This is a genomic window from Stenotrophomonas sp. YJH_SMC_101-4 (genome assembly GCF_059370395.1).
The window spans coordinates 588,347-604,943 of the sequence record NZ_JCAFTP010000003.1 but is presented as its reverse complement, the minus strand read 5'-3'; the positions used below and the strand labels follow the sequence as shown (position 1 = coordinate 604,943).

The following is a 16,597-nucleotide window of genomic DNA, read 5'->3' as shown; positions in this document are numbered from 1 at the left end:
GATTCTATCGGCAGCGAAAAGCGGATACACCAACGGCGGGTTTCCCCGCCGTTGGTGGTGAAGCAGTGACCGGTTGCCGGCCAGCGGCCGGCACTACCGCTTACTTGGCTTCAGCCTTGGCCAGCATGTCCTGGACCGAGGCGGTGGTGATCGGGTGGTAGCCCGGCTTGGCCTTTTCGAAGGCCTGCTTGGCCAGCTCCAGCCCCTTCGGGGTCTTCACCAGTTCGGCGTAGATCGGCAGGATCAGCTTGCGACGGCCGACGCGCTCGATGAATGCCGCCGCGCCTTCATTGGCCTGCTCGTAGCCGCTGCGGATCGCCAGCGGGTACCAGCGCATGGCGATCTCGCCATTCGGGGTGCCAGTGAAGTGGAAGGCCTTGTCCAGCGTGGCCAGCTTGTCCAGCGGCTGGGTCGCACCCAGGCCGTCGATGAAGCGCACCCATTCCTGCGTGCTCCAGTCGGCGATGACCTGGCTGCTCGGCACGGTGCCGGCGCTGGCGAAGGCGATGCGCGCGGTATCGACGCTGCTGAAGTTGCGCGACTGCGCCTTGGCAGCGAACGCCGGAATGCCCGGCTCGTCCAGCCACGCCTTCAGTTCGGCCTCGGTCACGGCCGAGGGATTCTTCGGCAGCAGGTTCTTCTTCATGTACGCGACGAACTGGTCGGTGTTCGCGCTCTGGAAGGCGTGGTCATCGAACCAGCCGCGCAGGAACGGATCGAAGGTCTCGCGGCCGAAGCGCTGCTCCAGGAATTCCAGGAACCACGCACCCTTGACGTAGGCGACCTGGCTGAGCGCTTCGTCGGGATCACGCTCGTTCAGCGGCGGTAGCGCCAGTGCCTGGTCAGCCGGGCTCATGTCCTTCACTTCGGCCAGCAGGTCGGTCTGGTCGATCTGCTTCTCCATCTCGGCCATTTCCTTGCCGTACAGGGCTTCGGTGATGCGGCCCTGGACGTAGGTGGTGAAGCCTTCATTGAGCCAGATGTCCTTCCAGCTGGCGTTGGTCACCAGGTTGCCCGACCAGCTGTGCGCCAGTTCGTGGGCGACCAGCGAGACCAACGACTTGTCGCCGACGATCACGGTCGGGGTGGCGAAGGTCAGGCGCGGGTTTTCCATGCCGCCGAACGGGAACGACGGCGGCAGCACCAGCATGTCGTAGCGGCCCCAGCGGTATTCGCCGTACAGCTTCTCGGCGGCACCGATCATCTTCTCGGTGTCTTCGAATTCCTTGGCGGCCTTGTTGACCATGGTCGGCTCGGCCCAGACGCCGGAGCGGCCGGAGATCGGCTCGAACACCAGGTCGCCGGCGGCGATGGCCAGCAGGTACGACGGAATCGGCTGCGGCATCTTGAAGGCGTAGTCACCGTCACGCGCGGCCTTCGGATCGTTGTCGGCGCTCATCAGCACCATCACGTCCGGGCGCGAGACCACGTGCGCGCTGTAGGTGAAACGCACGCTCGGGGTGTCCTGCAACGGCACCCAGGAACGGGCGTGGATCGCCTGCGACTGGCTGAACATGAAGGGCAGCTTCTTGCCCTCGGTCATCGACGGTGCCAGCCACTGCAGGCCCGAGGCGGTCGGTGCGGTGTGGTAGGTCACTTCCACCTTGGCCGGCTGTTCCGGAGCCTCGATGGTCAGCTTGCTGCCGAACACCTTGTCAGCGGCGGCCAGCTCGAACTTCAGCGGGCTGCGCGCGCCATCGGCGGCAACGGCCTCAACCTTGGACACGGTCAGCTCGCGGGTGTCGAGCACCAGCTGCTTGGCGTCCTTCTGCTTCCATTCCAGGGTGTAGGTGGCGGTGCCGCCGATCTGCTTCTGGTCGAAGTCCAGCTTCAGATCCAGTGCGATGTCCTTGATGGCGACCTTGTCCGGCTCGGCGTACGAGCTTTCGTCGTGGCTGCGGTTCTCGGCGTTCACGGGGGCGGCAGGGGCCTTTGTGGCAGTCGGGGCGGCGGCGGGCGCGGCCGCCTCCTGGGAGCAGCCGGCGGCCAGGGCCACGGCCAGCGGAAGGAGCATCAGCGGATTACGCATGAATCGGGACCGTTACGGGGATCAAACCCCAATGGTACCTCCCTCCGGCCCGGCAGGCGTTGCGCGGTGCGGGGTAATGCGGCCAAGGCCGATCCTGCGGCTGCGCCCCGGGTAGGTGCCAACCTTGGTTGGCACGAATCTTTCATCGCATGTGGCAGGCCCGTGCCGACCAAGGTCGGCACCTACCAGAGCGGATGACCGCAGCGGCCGAGTGCCAACCAGGGTTGGCACCCACCAGGGCAAGGCTTACAGCTTGTAGCCGGAGTGGATCGAAACGATGCCGCCGGTCAGGTTCTTGTAGTGGCAGCGCTCGAAACCGGCCTGCCCCATCATCGCCTTCAGTTCATCCTGCGGCGGGTGCTTGCGGATGCTCTCAGCCAGGTACTGGTAGCTGTCCGAATCATTGGCGAACAACTTGCCCAGCTTGGGCAGGATCTTGAACGAGTGGAAGTCGTAGATCGGCTTGAACCAGTCCGCGGTGACTTCGGAGAACTCCAGCACGCGGGCCTGGCCGCCCACCTTCAGCACGCGGTACATCTCGCGCAGGCCGGCGTCCTTGTCGGTGACGTTGCGCAGGCCGAAGGCGATGGTGACCAGGTCGAAGCTGTTGTCCGGGAACGGCAGGGCTTCGGCGTTGCACTGCACGTAGTCCAGGCCGAGCACCAGGCCGCGGTTGGTCAGGCGGTCGCGGCCGACCGACAGCATGCCGGCGTTGATGTCGCCCAGCACCACCGAGCCCTCGGCGCCGACGCGCTCCTTCAGCAGGGCGGCGATGTCGCCGGTGCCGCCCGCCAGGTCGAGCACGCGGTCGCCCGGCTTCACCTGCGCGGTCGCCACGTAGTAGCGCTTCCACGCCCGGTGCACGCCCAGGCTCATCAGGTCGTTCATCAGGTCGTAGTTGCGCGCGACCGAGGTGAACACCTGGCCGACCAGCTTCTGCTTGTCCTTGGCGGCGACGTCGCGGAACCCGAAATGGGTGGTACCGGCTTTGTAGGGGGATTCGCTCATGGCCCCGATTATCGCACCGCCGGGGGCCAGCGGCACCCCCTGCCCGTATCATGGCGGGCCACGACTTACCGGAGCCCCGCATGATCACCACGCCCGACTACCAGGCCCTGCTGCAGACCGCCATCGCCGAAGCCCGCCAGGGCCTGGCCGAAGGCGGCGTGCCGATCGGCGCGGCGCTGTACCACAACGACGGCCGCCTGCTCGGCTGCGGCCATAACCGCCGCGTGCAGGAAGGCGACCCCTCTGTCCATGGCGAAACCGATGCGTTCCGCAAGGCCGGCCGCCAGCGCCGTTACCAGGACACGATCATGGTCACCACCCTGGCACCATGCTGGTACTGCTCGGGCCTGGTGCGCCAGTTCAACATCGGCACCGTGGTGGTGGGCGAATCGCGCACCTTCCAGGGCGGCATCGACTGGTTGCGGGAAAACGGCGTCAACGTGATCGACCTGGACAGCCAGGAATGCGTGGACCTGCTGGGAGGCTTCATTGCGCAGCACCCGGAGATCTGGAACGAAGACATCGGTGAATGATCACCACGCAGTGTCCTGTTGAACCCGTTTAATGAATGCTTCAGCGCCGGCACGCCCTAGTGCCGGCAGCGTTTGCGGCCATTGCCGTGAACCCGTGCACAGTCAGCTGCGCAACGTGCACACGCTGCGATAACACCCCGCCCGGCTGCCGCGCCTAGGGTGGGGTTACCGGGACTTCTTTCCCCGGCGGAGCCAGCCATGTGCGCGCACGCCGTACGACCTACGCCTGACCCGATCCTCGACGCCATCCGCAAGCGCCTGCAGCAGCAGTACGCACTGCACCAGCGTGGCGCACTGTTCTGGACTGCCTACCAGGGCCTGCAGCTGGAGCTGGTGCGCGGCCACCCGCTCGACCATGAGCGCCTGTGCAATGCGATGGCCGACATCGCCGAAGATCTCGGTGCCGTCGAGCGTGCGCAGTTGATCGGACATGCCAACGCCAGCTCCACATCGCGCTGACGCGGCATGCACCGCCACATACGCCACACTCCGATGAACCCCCACTCCCTTTCCACTCAACCGAACTGGATTGTCATGCACGCTGAAGTCCCCACCATTCCTCCGGTCATCAACGTTGACGCCGAGCTGGATCACTGGCGCCGCCAACATGCCGAAGGCGCACTGCCGCACAACTCGTTCGGCTCGTACGTGCCGTGGATCAAGTTTGCCTGCGATTCGCTGATCACCCAGCCGCGCGCCAGCGAGGCCGAACGTGACGAGATGTTCCAGACCCAGTACGCCCTGCAGATCATGCCGCGACTGAGCGAAGCACAGGCCCGCGAGTTCGTCGACCGTTGCTGGCAGCACGTCTACCAGAGCAGTCCGGTGCGCAGCCTGCAGGCACCGCGCCTGCAGCGCATGCGCGCCTGACTGCCGCTGCACGGCGCCTGCACGGGCCACTGCCGATCATCCTCGTCACCTGAGTGGGACGACGACGATGAAAGCACGCAACCTGTTCAATACGATCGCCAAGAAGGCCGCGGCCGCCACCGGCTCGCCGTGGACCTTCCTGGCCGCAGTAGCGATCGTGGTGATCTGGGGCATCAGTGGCCCGGTGTTCGGTTTCAACGACACCTGGCAGCTGGTGATCAACACCGGCACCACCATCATCACCTTCCTGATGGTGTTCCTGATCCAGCACACGCAGAACGCGGATACCGCCGCGATGCAGATCAAGCTGGACGAGCTGATCCGGGCGACAGCCGAAGCCAACAACGAACTGTTGGATCTGGAAGAACTGGACGAAGCGCGGCTGGAAGAGATCCGCGCCGAATACGAGCGCATGGCCCGCGAGGCCGGTGACGCGCTGCTGCGCGTGCGCGCCTGCCGCGCGGCCCCGCGCGATGATGAAGCGATCTGACGGTAGCGCCGGGCCATGCCCGGCGAGCGCGATACCCGGAAGAATCCCACACGGGCCATCGCCCTCGGCTGATAACGGCGGACATCCCATCAGTGCAGACTGGCGCCATGTCCAGCCGTCATCTGGAACGTGGCCGCCACTCCCATATCGGGGGCTACTACGTCCTCACCACGGTCGTACGCCACCGGCGCCCGGTCTTTGAAGATCCACGTTGTGCAACGTGTCTTGTGGATGCATTGAGGTATGTTGAACGCATGGGCCTCAGTCGGTCCTTTGCTTGGGTCGTCATGCCTGACCATCTGCATTGGCTGATGCAGCTGCGCGACGGATCACTGGCGCGCATGATGGGAACGGTGAAATCCCGCAGCAGCCGGTTGCTGGGGCAGCAGTTCGGCATACAGACGCCTTTGTGGCAGCCGAGCTATTTCGATCACGCGGTACGCAGCGAGGAAGCCTTGAGGCGCCATGCGTTGTACATCCTGGGCAACCCCATCCGAGCAGGATTGACCCTGCATCTCGATGAATATCCGTTTGCATGGTGCCGTTGGCCCATGCGGTAGCGCCTGGCCATGCCCGGCGAGCACGAAGTGCGGTCCGCCCAGCCGTCAGGCATGCAGGAACGAAAGGCCGCCGGGCGTGGCCCGGCGCTACCGGTATCGAATTGCTGCTCAGCTGCGCTCGTGCCAGCCGCCACCCAGCACCTTGTACAGGGTGATGCGGTTGGCCTGTTGCGCCAGCTGGGCCTGCAGCTGGGTCTGCTGCGCGTTGTAGGCGGTACGCCGCGCATCAAGCAGGGTGACGAAGCTGTCCAGCCCCGCGTCGTAGCGGGCCTGCGACAGGCGGTTGGCCTGTTCGGCCGCGTCCACCAGGCGCTGCTGTGAACTCACCTGCTCGTCCAGGCTGACATTCAATGCCAGCGCATCGGCGGTTTCGCGGAAGCCCACCTGGATCGACTTCTCGTATTGCGCCAGTGCGATATCACGATCAGCGTTGGCGATGGCCAAGTTGGCGCGCAGCTTGCCGCCCTGGAAGATCGGCAGGGTGATCTTCGGCAGGAAACTCCATACACGGGTGCCACTGTCGAACAGGTTGGACAGTTCGTTCGAACCACTGCCGATGCTGCCGGTCAGCGAGATGCTCGGGAAGAACGCTGCGCGTGCCGCACCGATGTTGGCGTTTGCGGCCAGCAGCTGGTGTTCGGCGGCCATGATGTCCGGGCGCTGCAGCAGCACGTCGCTGGGCAGGCCGGCCGGCGGCGGGGCCAGTGCAAGCAGCTGCGGTTCGATGCTGTCCGGCAGCAGTGCCGGATCCAGCTGGCCACCGGCCAGCAGCGCCAGCGCATTGCGGTCCTGGGCCAGCTGGCCACGCAGGCGTGCAGCATCCGTACGTGCGGTCTCGACCAGGGTACGGGTCTGGGTCAGCTCCAGTGCCGAACTGCCACCACGTTCGTGGCGGGCCTCGGCCAGGCGCAGCGAATCCTCGTAGGTCTTCAACGTGGCCTCGGCGATCTTCAGCTGCTGCGCATCGGCACCATAGGTCAGCCACGCAGTCGCGGTCTCGGCCACCAGGCTCAGCTGCGCGTTGCGGCGGTTGGCGGCCACGGCGAAGTACTGCTGCAACGCCGCTTCACTGAGATTGCGCACGCGGCCGAACAGATCCAGCTCGAACTCGGCCACGCCGACACCAGCGGTGAACTGCTCGGTGACGCCGGCGTCGGTGCCTCGGCGATCCATCTGCCCGGTGACAGCCACGCCGGGCACGCGGTCGGCGCGTTGTACGCGGTACTGGCCGCGCGCGCGCTCTACATTGAGCACGGCCACGCGCAGGTCGCGGTTGTTCTGCAGCGACTGGTCGATCACCTGCTGCAGGCGTGGATCGGTGAAGAAGTCGCGCCAGCCGACGGCGGCGACATCGGCCACCTGGCCCTGCGCGGCTTCGGCCGGCCACTGCGCCGGAATCGCCGGAGCGACAGCGGTGTTCTTCGGCACCAGAGTGGAGCAGCCAGCGAGCGTGAGCACGCCGGCCAGGGATACAGCAAGAGAAGAGAATTTCATGGCGACACCTTGGGGGTCACGGTGGTAGCGCCGGGCCATGCCCGGCGGCTACGCGGTGAGGCATCCGCCGGGCATGGCCCGGCGCTACCGGATTTCATCACTCGGCGGTCTTGCGCTTGAACACGCGCTGCACCACCACGAAGAACAGCGGCACGAAGAACACACCGAGCACGGTGCCGACGATCATGCCGCCGAGCACGCCGGTACCGATCGCCTGCTTGGCGCCGGAACCGGCACCGGTGGAGACCGCCAGCGGTACCACGCCCATGCCGAAGGCCAGCGAGGTCATCACGATCGGACGCAAGCGGTCGCGCACGGCGTGCATGATCGACTCGATCAGGCTGGCGCCCTTCTCCAGGTTCTCCTTGGCGAACTCGACGATCAGGATCGCGTTCTTGCTGGTCAGGCCCACCGTGGTCAGCATCGCCACCTGGAAGTAGATGTCGCGTTCCAGGCCCTTGAAGGTGTTGGCCAGCACGGCGCCGAGGATACCCAGCGGGGCCGCCAGCAGCACCGCGGTCGGCACGCTCCAGCTTTCGTACATCGCGGCCAGGCACAGGAACACGATCATCAGCGACAGCGTGTACAGCAGCGGCGTCTGCGAGCCGGCCTGGCGTTCCTGGTAGGACATCGCCGTCCACTCGATGCCGAAGCCCGCCGGCAGCTGCTTGGCCAACTGTTCGATCTCGGCCATGGCGTCACCGGAGGCCACACCCGGGGCCGGTTCGCCCTGGATTTCCATTGCCGACACGCCGTTGTAGCGCTCCAGGCGCGGCGAGCCGTAGTCCCAGTGCTTGGTGGCGAACGCGCTGAACGGCACCATCTCGCCCTTGTCGTTCTTCACGGACCAGAGGTCGAAGTCTTCCGGGACCATGCGGAACGGCTGGTCAGCCTGCACGAACACGCGCTTGACGCGGCCGCGATCGACGAAGTCATCGATGTACGAGCTGCCCCACGCGGCGGCCAGGGTGCCGTTGATCTGGTCGATCGACAGCCCCAGCGAGGTCGCCTTGGCCGCATCGATGTCGATGCGGAACTGCGGCGTGTCTTCCTGGCCGTTCGGGCGCACGTTGGCCAGTTTCTTGCTGCCGGCGGCGAGGCCGAGCAGCTGGTTGCGCGCGGCCACCAGCGCCTCGTGGCCCTGGCCGCTGTTGTCCTTCAGGAAGAAGGTGTAGCCCGAAGCGGTACCCAGCTCCGGGATGGCCGGCGGCGGGAAGGCGAAGATGAAGGCATCCTTGATCTGGCCCAGGGCCGCCATCGCGCGACCGGTGATCGGCATCACGCCATTGTTGGCGTCACGCTCGCTCCAGTCCTTCAGCTTGACGAACGCCATGCCCGCGTTCTGCCCCATGCCGGCGAAGCTGAAGCCCTGCACCGAGAACACCGAGTCCACCGCATCCTTTTCGTTCTGCAGGAAGTGGTTTTCCAGTGCTGCGATCGATTCCAGCGTGCGTTCCTGGGTGGCACCGACCGGCGCCTGCACCAGCGCCATCAGCACGCCCTGGTCTTCGTTGGGCAGGAACGAACTGGGCAGGCGCACGAACAGCACGCCCATCAGCACGAACAGCGCCGCAACGATGCCCATGAAGCGCCACGGACGATGGATGATGCCGCGCACGCCACGCTGGTAGCTTTCGCTGGTGCGGTCGAAACCGCGGTTGAAGCCGTTGAAGAAACGACCCGCCAGGCCGCGATGGGCAACATGGTGCTCGCCCTTCTTCAGCGGCTTGAGCATGGTCGCGCACAAGGCCGGGGTCAGCACGATCGCGACCAGCACCGACAATGCCATCGCCGAGACGATCGTGGCCGAGAACTGGCGGTAGATCACGCCGGTGGAACCGCTCATGAAGGCCATCGGCACGAACACTGCCGACAGCACCAGGCCGATGCCGACCAGCGCGCCGGTGATCTGGCCCATCGACTTGCGGGTCGCTTCAAGCGGCGACAGTCCTTCCTCGGACATGATGCGCTCGACGTTCTCCACCACCACGATGGCATCGTCCACCAGCAGGCCGATCGCCAGCACCATCGCGAACATGGTCAGCATGTTCACCGAGAAGCCCAGCATCGCCAGCACGCCGAAGGTACCCAGCAGCACCACCGGCACGGCGATGGTCGGGATCAGGGTGGCGCGGAAGTTCTGCAGGAACAGGTACATCACCACGAACACCAGCACGATCGCTTCGATCAGGGTCTGCACCACGCCCTTGATCGATACGCGCACGAACGGGGTGGTGTCGTACGGGATCTCGGCCTTCAGCCCGGCCGGGAAGAAGCCCTTCATGTCCTCCAGCGCCGCATCCACGCCGGCGGCGGTATCCAGTGCGTTGGCGCCTGTGGCCAGGGTGACCGCCAGGCCGCTGGCCGGCTGGCCGTTGTAACGGGTGACGAAGTCGTAGGACTCGGCACCCAGTTCGACGCGGGCGACATCGCCCAGGCGCAGTTCGGCACCGTCCTGCGCGCCGCGCACGATGATGTTGCGGAACTGCTCCGGGGTCTGCAGGCGCGACTGCGCGTTGATGGTGGCGTTGAGCTGCTGGCCCTTGATCGACGGCGCACCGCCGAGCTGGCCGATGGCGACCTGGGCGTTCTGTGCCTTGATCGCTGCGGTCACTTCGGCGACCGACAGGCCATAGGTATGCAGCTTGTTCGGGTCCAGCCAGATGCGCATGGCGTACTTGCCACCGAACACCTGGATGTTGCCCACGCCCGGCACGCGGCTCAGGCGGTCGACAACATTGGAACCGACGTAGTCGGCGATGTCGTTGGCGTCCATGCTGCCGTCCTCGGACACGAACGCGATGACGTTCAGGAAGCCCGAGCTGGACTTGGCCACGTTGATGCCCTGCCGCTGCACTTCCTGCGGCAGCAGCGGCATGGCCAGCTGCAGCTTGTTCTGCACCTGCACCTGGGCGATGTCCGGGTTGGTGCCGCTCTCGAAGGTCAGGGTGATGGTGGCCTGGCCGTTGGACGAGCTGTTGGAGGAAAAGTAGATCAGGCCATCAAGGCCCTTCATGTTCTGCTCGATGATCTGCGTCACCGAGTCCTCGACCACCTTGGCCGATGCACCCGGGTAGGTGGCGCTGATTTCCACCGCCGGCGGTGCGACGTTGGGGTACATCGAGACCGGCAGCTTGAACAGGGCCAGGCCGCCGGCGAGCATGATGATGATGGCGATCACCCATGCAAAGATGGGTCGATCGATGAAAAAGCGTGCCATGGGGTTCTCCGCTTACTTCGCGTCGCCGGCCGGAGCGGCAGGCTGGGCGGCGGCGGCCGGCTTGGCCGGAGCAGCGCCCTTCTCGGTGGCCTTGACCGGCATGCCGGGGCCGATCTTCTGCAGGCCTTCGACGATGACCTTGTCGCCGGCCTTCAGACCGTCCTCGACCAGCCACTTGTCGCCAACCGTGCGGCTGACCTTGACCGGGCGCACTTCGACCTTGTTGTCCTTGTCGACCACCATCGCGGAGGTGTCACCCTTCGGATCGCGGGCGATGCCGGCCATCGGTACCAGCACCGCATCGCTGCGCACGCCGCCGCCGATCACTGCGCGCACGTACATGCCCGGCATCAGCAGGCCGTCCGGGTTGTCCACCTTCACGCGCAGGCCGAAGCTGCCGGTGGCCGGATCGACGCTGACTTCGGAGAACTCCAGCGTGCCCTTGTGCTCGAAGGTACTGCCGTCTTCCATCAGGATGCTGACCGGCAGCGTCTGGTTGTCCTGCAGGCGGCCGGCGGCCAGTTCGCGGCGCAGCTGCAGCAGCTCGGCCGAGGACTGGGTCAGGTCGACATAGATCGGATCCAGCTGCTGCACGGTGGCCAGCGCATTGGCCTGGCCGGCGTTGACCAGCGCACCCTGGGTGACGCTGGACTTGCCGATGCGGCCGCTGATCGGCGCGGTGATACGGGCGTAGCCGAGGGTGACGTTGGCCGCATCCAGCGATGCCTTGGCGGCGCCGACGTCGGCCTCGGCCTGCTTCTGCGCGGCCACGGCGTTCTCCAGATCCTGCTGGCTGACCGCGTCGACCTTGGCCAGCTCGGTGATGCGCCTGGCGCTCAGGCGGGCGGCATTGGCGGTGGCTTCTGCGCGGGCCAGCTGGGCACGGGCATTGTTGGCCTGGGCGCGGTAGCTGGCGTCGTCGAGCTGGTACAGCGGCTCGCCGGCCTTGACCATGCCACCTTCCGTGAACAGGCGCTTGGCGACGATGCCATTGACCTGCGGGCGCACTTCGGCGACCAGGAAGGCATTGGTACGGCCCGGCAGTTCGCGGGTCAGGCCCACGGTCTCGGACTTCAGCGTGACCACGGTGACGTCACCGGGGCCCTGTTCGGGGGCCTGGGGTTGGCCGCCGCAGGCAGCCACGGTCGCGGCGATGGCCAGCGACAGCGCGATGGGTCGGATTCGGCTCAGCAACATGACGGAAAGGCTCTCAGGGGAAGGAATCTCAAAATGCGCTGATACAGGCCGAAAGCGCCAGCAGGCAACGCTCACCGGCGGGGAGAAGCAGCCGGCAACGGCCTGCCACGCACACGGCGGGAATGATGGGACGGAAATATACATACATGCGTGTTTGTTTGTAAACAGGTACAATTCAGCCACGTTTCACCCGCACTCGTACCCATCCATGGCCCGCAAGACCAAAGAGGACACCCAGGCAACCCGGGAAGGCATCCTTGACGCCGCCGAAGCCTGTTTCCATGAACACGGCGTGGCCCGTACCACGCTGGAGATGATCGGCGCCCGCGCCGGCTATACCCGTGGCGCGGTGTACTGGCACTTCAAGAACAAGAGCGAGGTGCTGGCCGCGATCGTTGAACGGGTGCACCTGCCCTTCATGCAGGAACTGGAACGCACCTCCACCGAGCAGCGCGACACGCCGGTACACGACCTGCGCGCGGTGATGATCCACTCGTTCATCGAGCTGTCCGAGGATGAGCGCCTGCGCAAGACCATGGAGATCATGCTGCGCAGCGATGCCTCGGCCGACACCAAGGTGCTGACCGAAATGCAGCAGGCCGGATTCCGCGATGCGCTGGACCGGATGGAGCGTGCGCTTCGCCGGGCCCGGGACCTGGGCCAGCTGCGCGAAGGAGCGGACCCGAAGATCGCCGCGCGCATGCTGCACGCCACCGTCCTGGGCGTGCTGCACGGCGCGATGGTCGAACCGGAACTGATGGACCTCAAGCGCGACGGCATGCTCGCGCTGGACATGACTCTGGCCGCCTACGTGAAGGATGGCGTGTTCGTGCCCGGAACGGTGCCCGAGCCGTTGCCGGACGCGTGAGCGGCGCTGCTGCCACCACCGCCGTACCCATCTGAGGACAGACCCATGATCCTGGACAATGTGGTGTGGGGCTTCATCGGCTGCGGCAGTGTCACCGAGAAGAAGAGCGGCCCGGCCCTGGCCAGCGCACCCGGATCACGGGTTGCAGCGGTCATGCGTCGCAATGCGGCGTTGGCCGAGGATTACGCGCGGCGCCATGCCATTCCCCGCTGGTACGCGGACGCCGATGCGCTCATCGCCGATCCGGAAGTGAACGCGGTGTACGTCGCAACGCCCCCCTCGACGCACATGCAGTACGCGCTGCAGGCGATCGCCGCGGGCAAGCCGGTCTACATCGAAAAGCCGATGGCCATGGATCACGCCGAATGCGAACGCGTACTGGAGGCCAGCGCACGCCGCGGCGTGCCGGTGTTCGTGGCCTATTACCGCCGCGCCCTGCCCCGCTTCGCACAGGTGAAACAGCTGCTGGACAGCGGCGCGATCGGTACGCCGCGCAGCGTGCGCGCCACCCTGCACCGGCCGCATTCGGCGAATGCCGCCTCGCCGGACTTCTGGCGGACCCATCCGGCGATCGCCGGCGGCGGGCTGTTCGTCGATCTGGGCTCGCATACCCTGGACCTGCTCGACCATCTCCTGGGGCCGCTGAGCGATGTGCGTGGCCTGGCCAGTTCGTTGACCGGCGCCTACGCCGCCGAGGACAGCGTCTCGATGTGCTTCCGCACCGGAATGGGCGCGCATGGCATCGCGCAGTGGAGCTTCTGCGCCTTCCGCCGCCAGGATGAGATCGAGATCACCGGCGACCGCGGGCAGCTGCGCTTTGCCACCTTCGAGGACGTTCCGGTGGTTCTGGAGACCGAAGCGGGCGTGCAGGCGTTCGATATCCCGAACCCGCCAGCGGTCCAGCAGCCGTTGATCGCCTCCCTCGTGGACGAACTGCGTGGCAACGGCTGTTCACCGTCGACCGGCATCAGCGCTGCGCGCACCAGTGCGGTGATCGACCAGGTACTGCAGGCCTACCGCGCCCGGCACCCGCACTGACCGCCAACAAAAAGGCCGCCTTTCGGCGGCCCAATAGCTTTGCAGAGCCGGGCATTACAGGATGTAGCGGCTCAGGTCCGGATCCTGCACCAGCTCGCCCAGGTGTGCATCGACATAAGCACTGTCGATGGCCAGGGTTTCGCCGTCGCGGTCCGGTGCCTCGTAGCTGAGCGAATCCAACAGGCGTTCCAGCACGGTATGCAGGCGGCGGGCACCGATGTTCTCCTGGCGCTCGTTCACCTGGAAGGCGATCTCGGCCAGGCGCTCAATGGCGTCGGCGGTGAAGCTGACCTTGACGCCTTCGGTAGCCAGCAGTGCTTCGTACTGCTTGGTCAACGCGGCCTTCGGCTCGGTCAGGATGCGCACGAAGTCACCCTTGCTCAGCGCGCCCAGCTCGACGCGGATCGGGAAGCGACCCTGCAGCTCCGGAATCAGATCGCTGGGCTTGGCCAGGTGGAACGCACCGGAGGCGATGAACAGGATGTGGTCGGTTTTGATGGTGCCGTACTTGGTGGACACGTTGGAGCCTTCCACCAGCGGCAGCAGGTCGCGCTGCACGCCTTCGCGGGACACGTCGCCACCGCCCACGTTGTCACCCCGCTTGGCGACCTTGTCGATCTCGTCGATGAAGACGATGCCGTGCTGCTCACAGGCCTCGATCGCCGCCGTGCGGATATCGTCTTCGTTGACCAGCTTGCCGGCCTCTTCTTCCACCAGCAGCGGACGCGCGGCCTTGATGGTCAGCGTGCGCTTATGCGCCTTGGCGCCGCCGCCGAGGTTGGCGAACATCGACTTCAGCTGCTGGCCCATTTCCTCCATGCCCGGTGGGGTCATGATGTCCATGCTGACATTGGCGGCCAGGTCGAGCTCGATCTCGCGCTCGTCCAGCTCACCGTTGCGAAGCATCTTGCGGAACTTGATGCGGGTCTCGTTGTCCTGCGCCGACGGTTCGTTGCGGGCGACTTCCGGATCGAAGCCGATGCCACCGCTGCGGCGCGGCAGCAGCGCATCGAGGATGCGGTCTTCGGCGCGTTCCTCGGCCTGGGTACGCACGCGCACCTTGGCCTGTTCGCGGTACAGCTTGACGGCCGTATCGGCCAGGTCACGGATGATCTGCTCGACGTCCTTGCCGACGTAGCCGACTTCGGTGAAGCGGGTCGCTTCAACCTTCACGAACGGTGCGTTGGCCAGCGTGGCCAGGCGGCGCGCGATTTCGGTCTTGCCGACGCCGGTCGGGCCGATCATCAGGATGTTCTTCGGCATCACTTCATTGCGCAGCTCCGGCACCAGCTGCATGCGGCGCCAGCGGTTGCGCAGGGCGATGGCCACGGCGCGCTTGGCGTCGTGCTGGCCCACGATATGCCGGTCCAGTTCCTGCACGATCTCGCGCGGGGTCATGGTGGCGGAGGAAACTTCGATCTTCGACATGGATGTGCTCACGGATTCGTTGTCGGTAGCGCCGGGCCATGCCCGGCGGATCGGGAGGCGTTACAGCTCCTCGACCACCACGTTGCGGTTGGTGTAGATGCAGATGTCGCCGGCAATGCCGATCGCCTCGCTGGCGATGGTGCGTGCATCCAGCTCGGTGTGTGCCATCAGCGCACGCGCAGCCGAAAGGGCGTACGAACCGCCGGAACCGATGGCGATGATGCCGTCCTCCGGTTCGATCACATCGCCGGTGCCGCTGATGATCAGCGAGGTTTCCTTGTCGGCCACTGCCAGCAGGGCCTCGAGCTTGCCCAGGCGGCGCTCGGTGCGCCAATCCTTGGCCAGTTCGACCGCAGCGCGCTGCAGCTGGCCGTGCTTTTCCAGCTTGGCCTCGAACAGCTCGAACAGGGTGAAGGCATCGGCGGCGGCACCGGCGAAGCCGGCCAGCACCTGGCCGTCACGACCGAGGCGGCGCACCTTGCGCGCATTGCCCTTCATCACGGTGTGGCCCAGCGTGACCTGGCCGTCGCCGGCAATGGCCACGTGCTCGCCGCGACGGACGCAGACGATGGTGGTGGCGTGGAAAACGTTGGGATTCTGACTGGGGTCCATGCGGCCTCCGATAGCTGTTCCCGGGACATGGGGACAGCGCCGGGTGCGATCAAGCCTGTGCGGATGGCTGCCGTTCAGCGCTTGGCTTGCGAAGGCCGATCCGGATTGGGCTCGATGCCCCAGGCGATATACCAGTCTTCGCCCTGCGTCTCGATCGGATGCTGGGTGCGGCCGGAACCATTGCCGCAGGCCAGTGCATCAGCTGCGCAGTAGCGGTCGCAGCCCCAGCAGATGCGCTCGGGATGCCTGGGATGCAGCGGAATGGGCTTCGCCATGGTGGCGGGTTCTTCGTGGCCTGCGGCCACGATGCGCCGGTAGCGCCCGCCCTGCCCTGATCCAGATCAAGGGCGGGCTATTCAGCCGTGTCGCCCTTGTTGCGGCGCTTGGCGCGCGGATGCGCGGCGTCGTAGACCTTGGCCAGGTGCTGGAAATCGAGGTGGGTGTAGATCTGGGTGGTAGCGATGTCGGCATGGCCGAGCAGTTCCTGCACGCCACGCAGGTCACCGGATGATTCCAGGATATGGCTGGCGAAGCTGTGCCGCAGCATGTGCGGGTGCACGTGCTTGAACAGGCCCTGGCGCTGCGCCAGCTGGCGGATGCGGATCTGCACCGCGCGTTGGCTGATCGGCCCGTTGCGGCCGGGAAATACCGGCGAGGCCGGTCCACCGCCACTTTCCGCGCGCCACGCCTGCAATGCTTCGCGCGCCGGCCGGCCGAACGGCACCCGCCGCTGGCGATTGCCCTTGCCCAGTACGTTGACCAGACCACTGTCGAAATCCAGATCGCGCCAGGTCAGCGCGCAGACTTCGCTCAGGCGCAGGCCGGAGGAATAGAACAGTTCCAGCAGCGCGCGATCACGGCGGCCCAGCTCGCCTTCCGGTTCCAGCTCGACCAGCTGCACGGCTTCGTCGGCGTCAAGCACCTGCGGCAACCGGCGCGGCGCACGCGGCGCCTTCAGCGTCGCCGCCGGACTGACCTCGATGCGCCCGTGCTTGAGCAGCCAGGCATAGAAGCTGCGGCAGGCGGACAAGCGGCGCTGCAGGCTCTTGGCCGACAGGCCGCGGCGATGCTCGTCGGCGACGAACTGGCGCACCGCGTCAGCATCAAGCGCCTCCACCGCTACACCACGTGGCTCGGCCCAGACCGACAGCGCACCCAGGTCGCGGCGGTAGGCATCAAGCGTATGCGCCGACATCCGCCGTTCCACCTGCAGGTGCTGCAGGAAGGCCTGTACCGCGCTCATCGACGTG

Annotated in this window: 16 protein-coding genes; 7 read left to right on the top strand and 9 right to left on the bottom strand. The window is 66.1% G+C overall.

What is annotated here, in order from left to right:
* Positions 1-100 precede the first annotated feature (100 nt).
* A complete protein-coding gene (locus AC5P8D_RS13650; RefSeq protein ID WP_071305872.1) occupies positions 101-2,029 on the bottom strand; it encodes a M1 family metallopeptidase in 1,929 nt (642 codons plus the stop codon).
* Positions 2,030-2,275: 246 nt separating this feature from the next.
* Positions 2,276-3,037: a bifunctional demethylmenaquinone methyltransferase/2-methoxy-6-polyprenyl-1,4-benzoquinol methylase UbiE gene (ubiE, locus tag AC5P8D_RS13645; RefSeq protein WP_005411082.1), complete on the bottom strand. Its 762-nt coding sequence runs from the start codon at positions 3,035-3,037 to the stop codon at positions 2,276-2,278.
* A gap of 80 nt (positions 3,038-3,117) precedes the next feature.
* Between ubiE and AC5P8D_RS13640 the strand changes: the two genes are divergently transcribed.
* From AC5P8D_RS13640 to AC5P8D_RS13620, 5 genes are all read left to right on the top strand, one after another.
* Positions 3,118-3,570 carry a nucleoside deaminase gene (locus AC5P8D_RS13640; protein WP_005411083.1) on the top strand — a complete coding sequence of 151 codons (453 nt, stop codon included), beginning with the start codon at positions 3,118-3,120 and terminating at the stop codon, positions 3,568-3,570.
* Between the two features lie 198 nt (positions 3,571-3,768).
* A complete protein-coding gene (locus AC5P8D_RS13635) occupies positions 3,769-4,029 on the top strand; it encodes a hypothetical protein (RefSeq protein ID WP_010481405.1) in 261 nt (86 codons plus the stop codon).
* Positions 4,030-4,104: 75 nt separating this feature from the next.
* Positions 4,105-4,440 carry a hypothetical protein gene (locus AC5P8D_RS13630; protein WP_005411085.1) on the top strand — a complete coding sequence of 112 codons (336 nt, stop codon included), beginning with the start codon at positions 4,105-4,107 and terminating at the stop codon, positions 4,438-4,440.
* A 67-nt stretch (positions 4,441-4,507) separates the two neighbouring features.
* On the top strand, positions 4,508-4,930 hold the full coding sequence (locus AC5P8D_RS13625; RefSeq protein ID WP_010481401.1) for a low affinity iron permease family protein: 423 nt from the start codon (positions 4,508-4,510) through the stop codon (positions 4,928-4,930).
* Between the two features lie 107 nt (positions 4,931-5,037).
* The gene (locus AC5P8D_RS13620; RefSeq protein WP_029379752.1) at positions 5,038-5,490 is read left to right on the top strand and encodes an REP-associated tyrosine transposase; all 453 of its coding nucleotides are present in this window, start codon (positions 5,038-5,040) and stop codon (positions 5,488-5,490) included.
* Positions 5,491-5,598: 108 nt separating this feature from the next.
* Here AC5P8D_RS13620 and smeF read toward each other — a convergent pair whose 3' ends face one another.
* From smeF to smeD, 3 genes are all read right to left on the bottom strand, one after another.
* Complete coding sequence (gene smeF, locus AC5P8D_RS13615; protein WP_433897107.1) at positions 5,599-6,984, bottom strand: multidrug efflux RND transporter outer membrane subunit SmeF; 1,386 nt, start codon at positions 6,982-6,984, stop codon at positions 5,599-5,601.
* 97 nt (positions 6,985-7,081) lie between these two features.
* The gene (gene smeE / locus AC5P8D_RS13610; protein WP_043401012.1) at positions 7,082-10,204 is read right to left on the bottom strand and encodes a multidrug efflux RND transporter permease subunit SmeE; all 3,123 of its coding nucleotides are present in this window, start codon (positions 10,202-10,204) and stop codon (positions 7,082-7,084) included.
* A 12-nt stretch (positions 10,205-10,216) separates the two neighbouring features.
* Positions 10,217-11,401 carry a multidrug efflux RND transporter periplasmic adaptor subunit SmeD gene (gene smeD, locus AC5P8D_RS13605; RefSeq protein ID WP_019337674.1) on the bottom strand — a complete coding sequence of 395 codons (1,185 nt, stop codon included), beginning with the start codon at positions 11,399-11,401 and terminating at the stop codon, positions 10,217-10,219.
* A 208-nt stretch (positions 11,402-11,609) separates the two neighbouring features.
* On the opposite strand from smeD, the gene smeT reads away from it, so the two are divergent.
* Together smeT and AC5P8D_RS13595 are read left to right on the top strand one after the other, a co-directional pair.
* A complete protein-coding gene (smeT, locus tag AC5P8D_RS13600) occupies positions 11,610-12,269 on the top strand; it encodes an efflux transporter SmeDEF transcriptional repressor SmeT (protein ID WP_019337673.1) in 660 nt (219 codons plus the stop codon).
* A 45-nt stretch (positions 12,270-12,314) separates the two neighbouring features.
* Complete coding sequence (locus AC5P8D_RS13595) at positions 12,315-13,307, top strand: Gfo/Idh/MocA family protein (protein ID WP_019337672.1); 993 nt, start codon at positions 12,315-12,317, stop codon at positions 13,305-13,307.
* Between the two features lie 54 nt (positions 13,308-13,361).
* Here AC5P8D_RS13595 and hslU read toward each other — a convergent pair whose 3' ends face one another.
* From hslU to xerC, 4 genes are all read right to left on the bottom strand, one after another.
* Entirely contained in the window at positions 13,362-14,735 is a 1,374-nt protein-coding gene (gene hslU / locus AC5P8D_RS13590) for an ATP-dependent protease ATPase subunit HslU (protein WP_071305873.1), read from the bottom strand.
* A gap of 60 nt (positions 14,736-14,795) precedes the next feature.
* Complete coding sequence (hslV, locus tag AC5P8D_RS13585; RefSeq protein ID WP_005411093.1) at positions 14,796-15,347, bottom strand: ATP-dependent protease subunit HslV; 552 nt, start codon at positions 15,345-15,347, stop codon at positions 14,796-14,798.
* Positions 15,348-15,421: 74 nt separating this feature from the next.
* Entirely contained in the window at positions 15,422-15,622 is a 201-nt protein-coding gene (locus AC5P8D_RS13580; RefSeq protein ID WP_010481389.1) for a DUF3079 domain-containing protein, read from the bottom strand.
* A 77-nt stretch (positions 15,623-15,699) separates the two neighbouring features.
* Positions 15,700-16,590, bottom strand: a complete 891-nt coding sequence (xerC, locus tag AC5P8D_RS13575) for a tyrosine recombinase XerC (RefSeq protein ID WP_241888927.1) — start codon at positions 16,588-16,590, stop codon at positions 15,700-15,702.
* Positions 16,591-16,597: the final 7 nt, after the last annotated feature.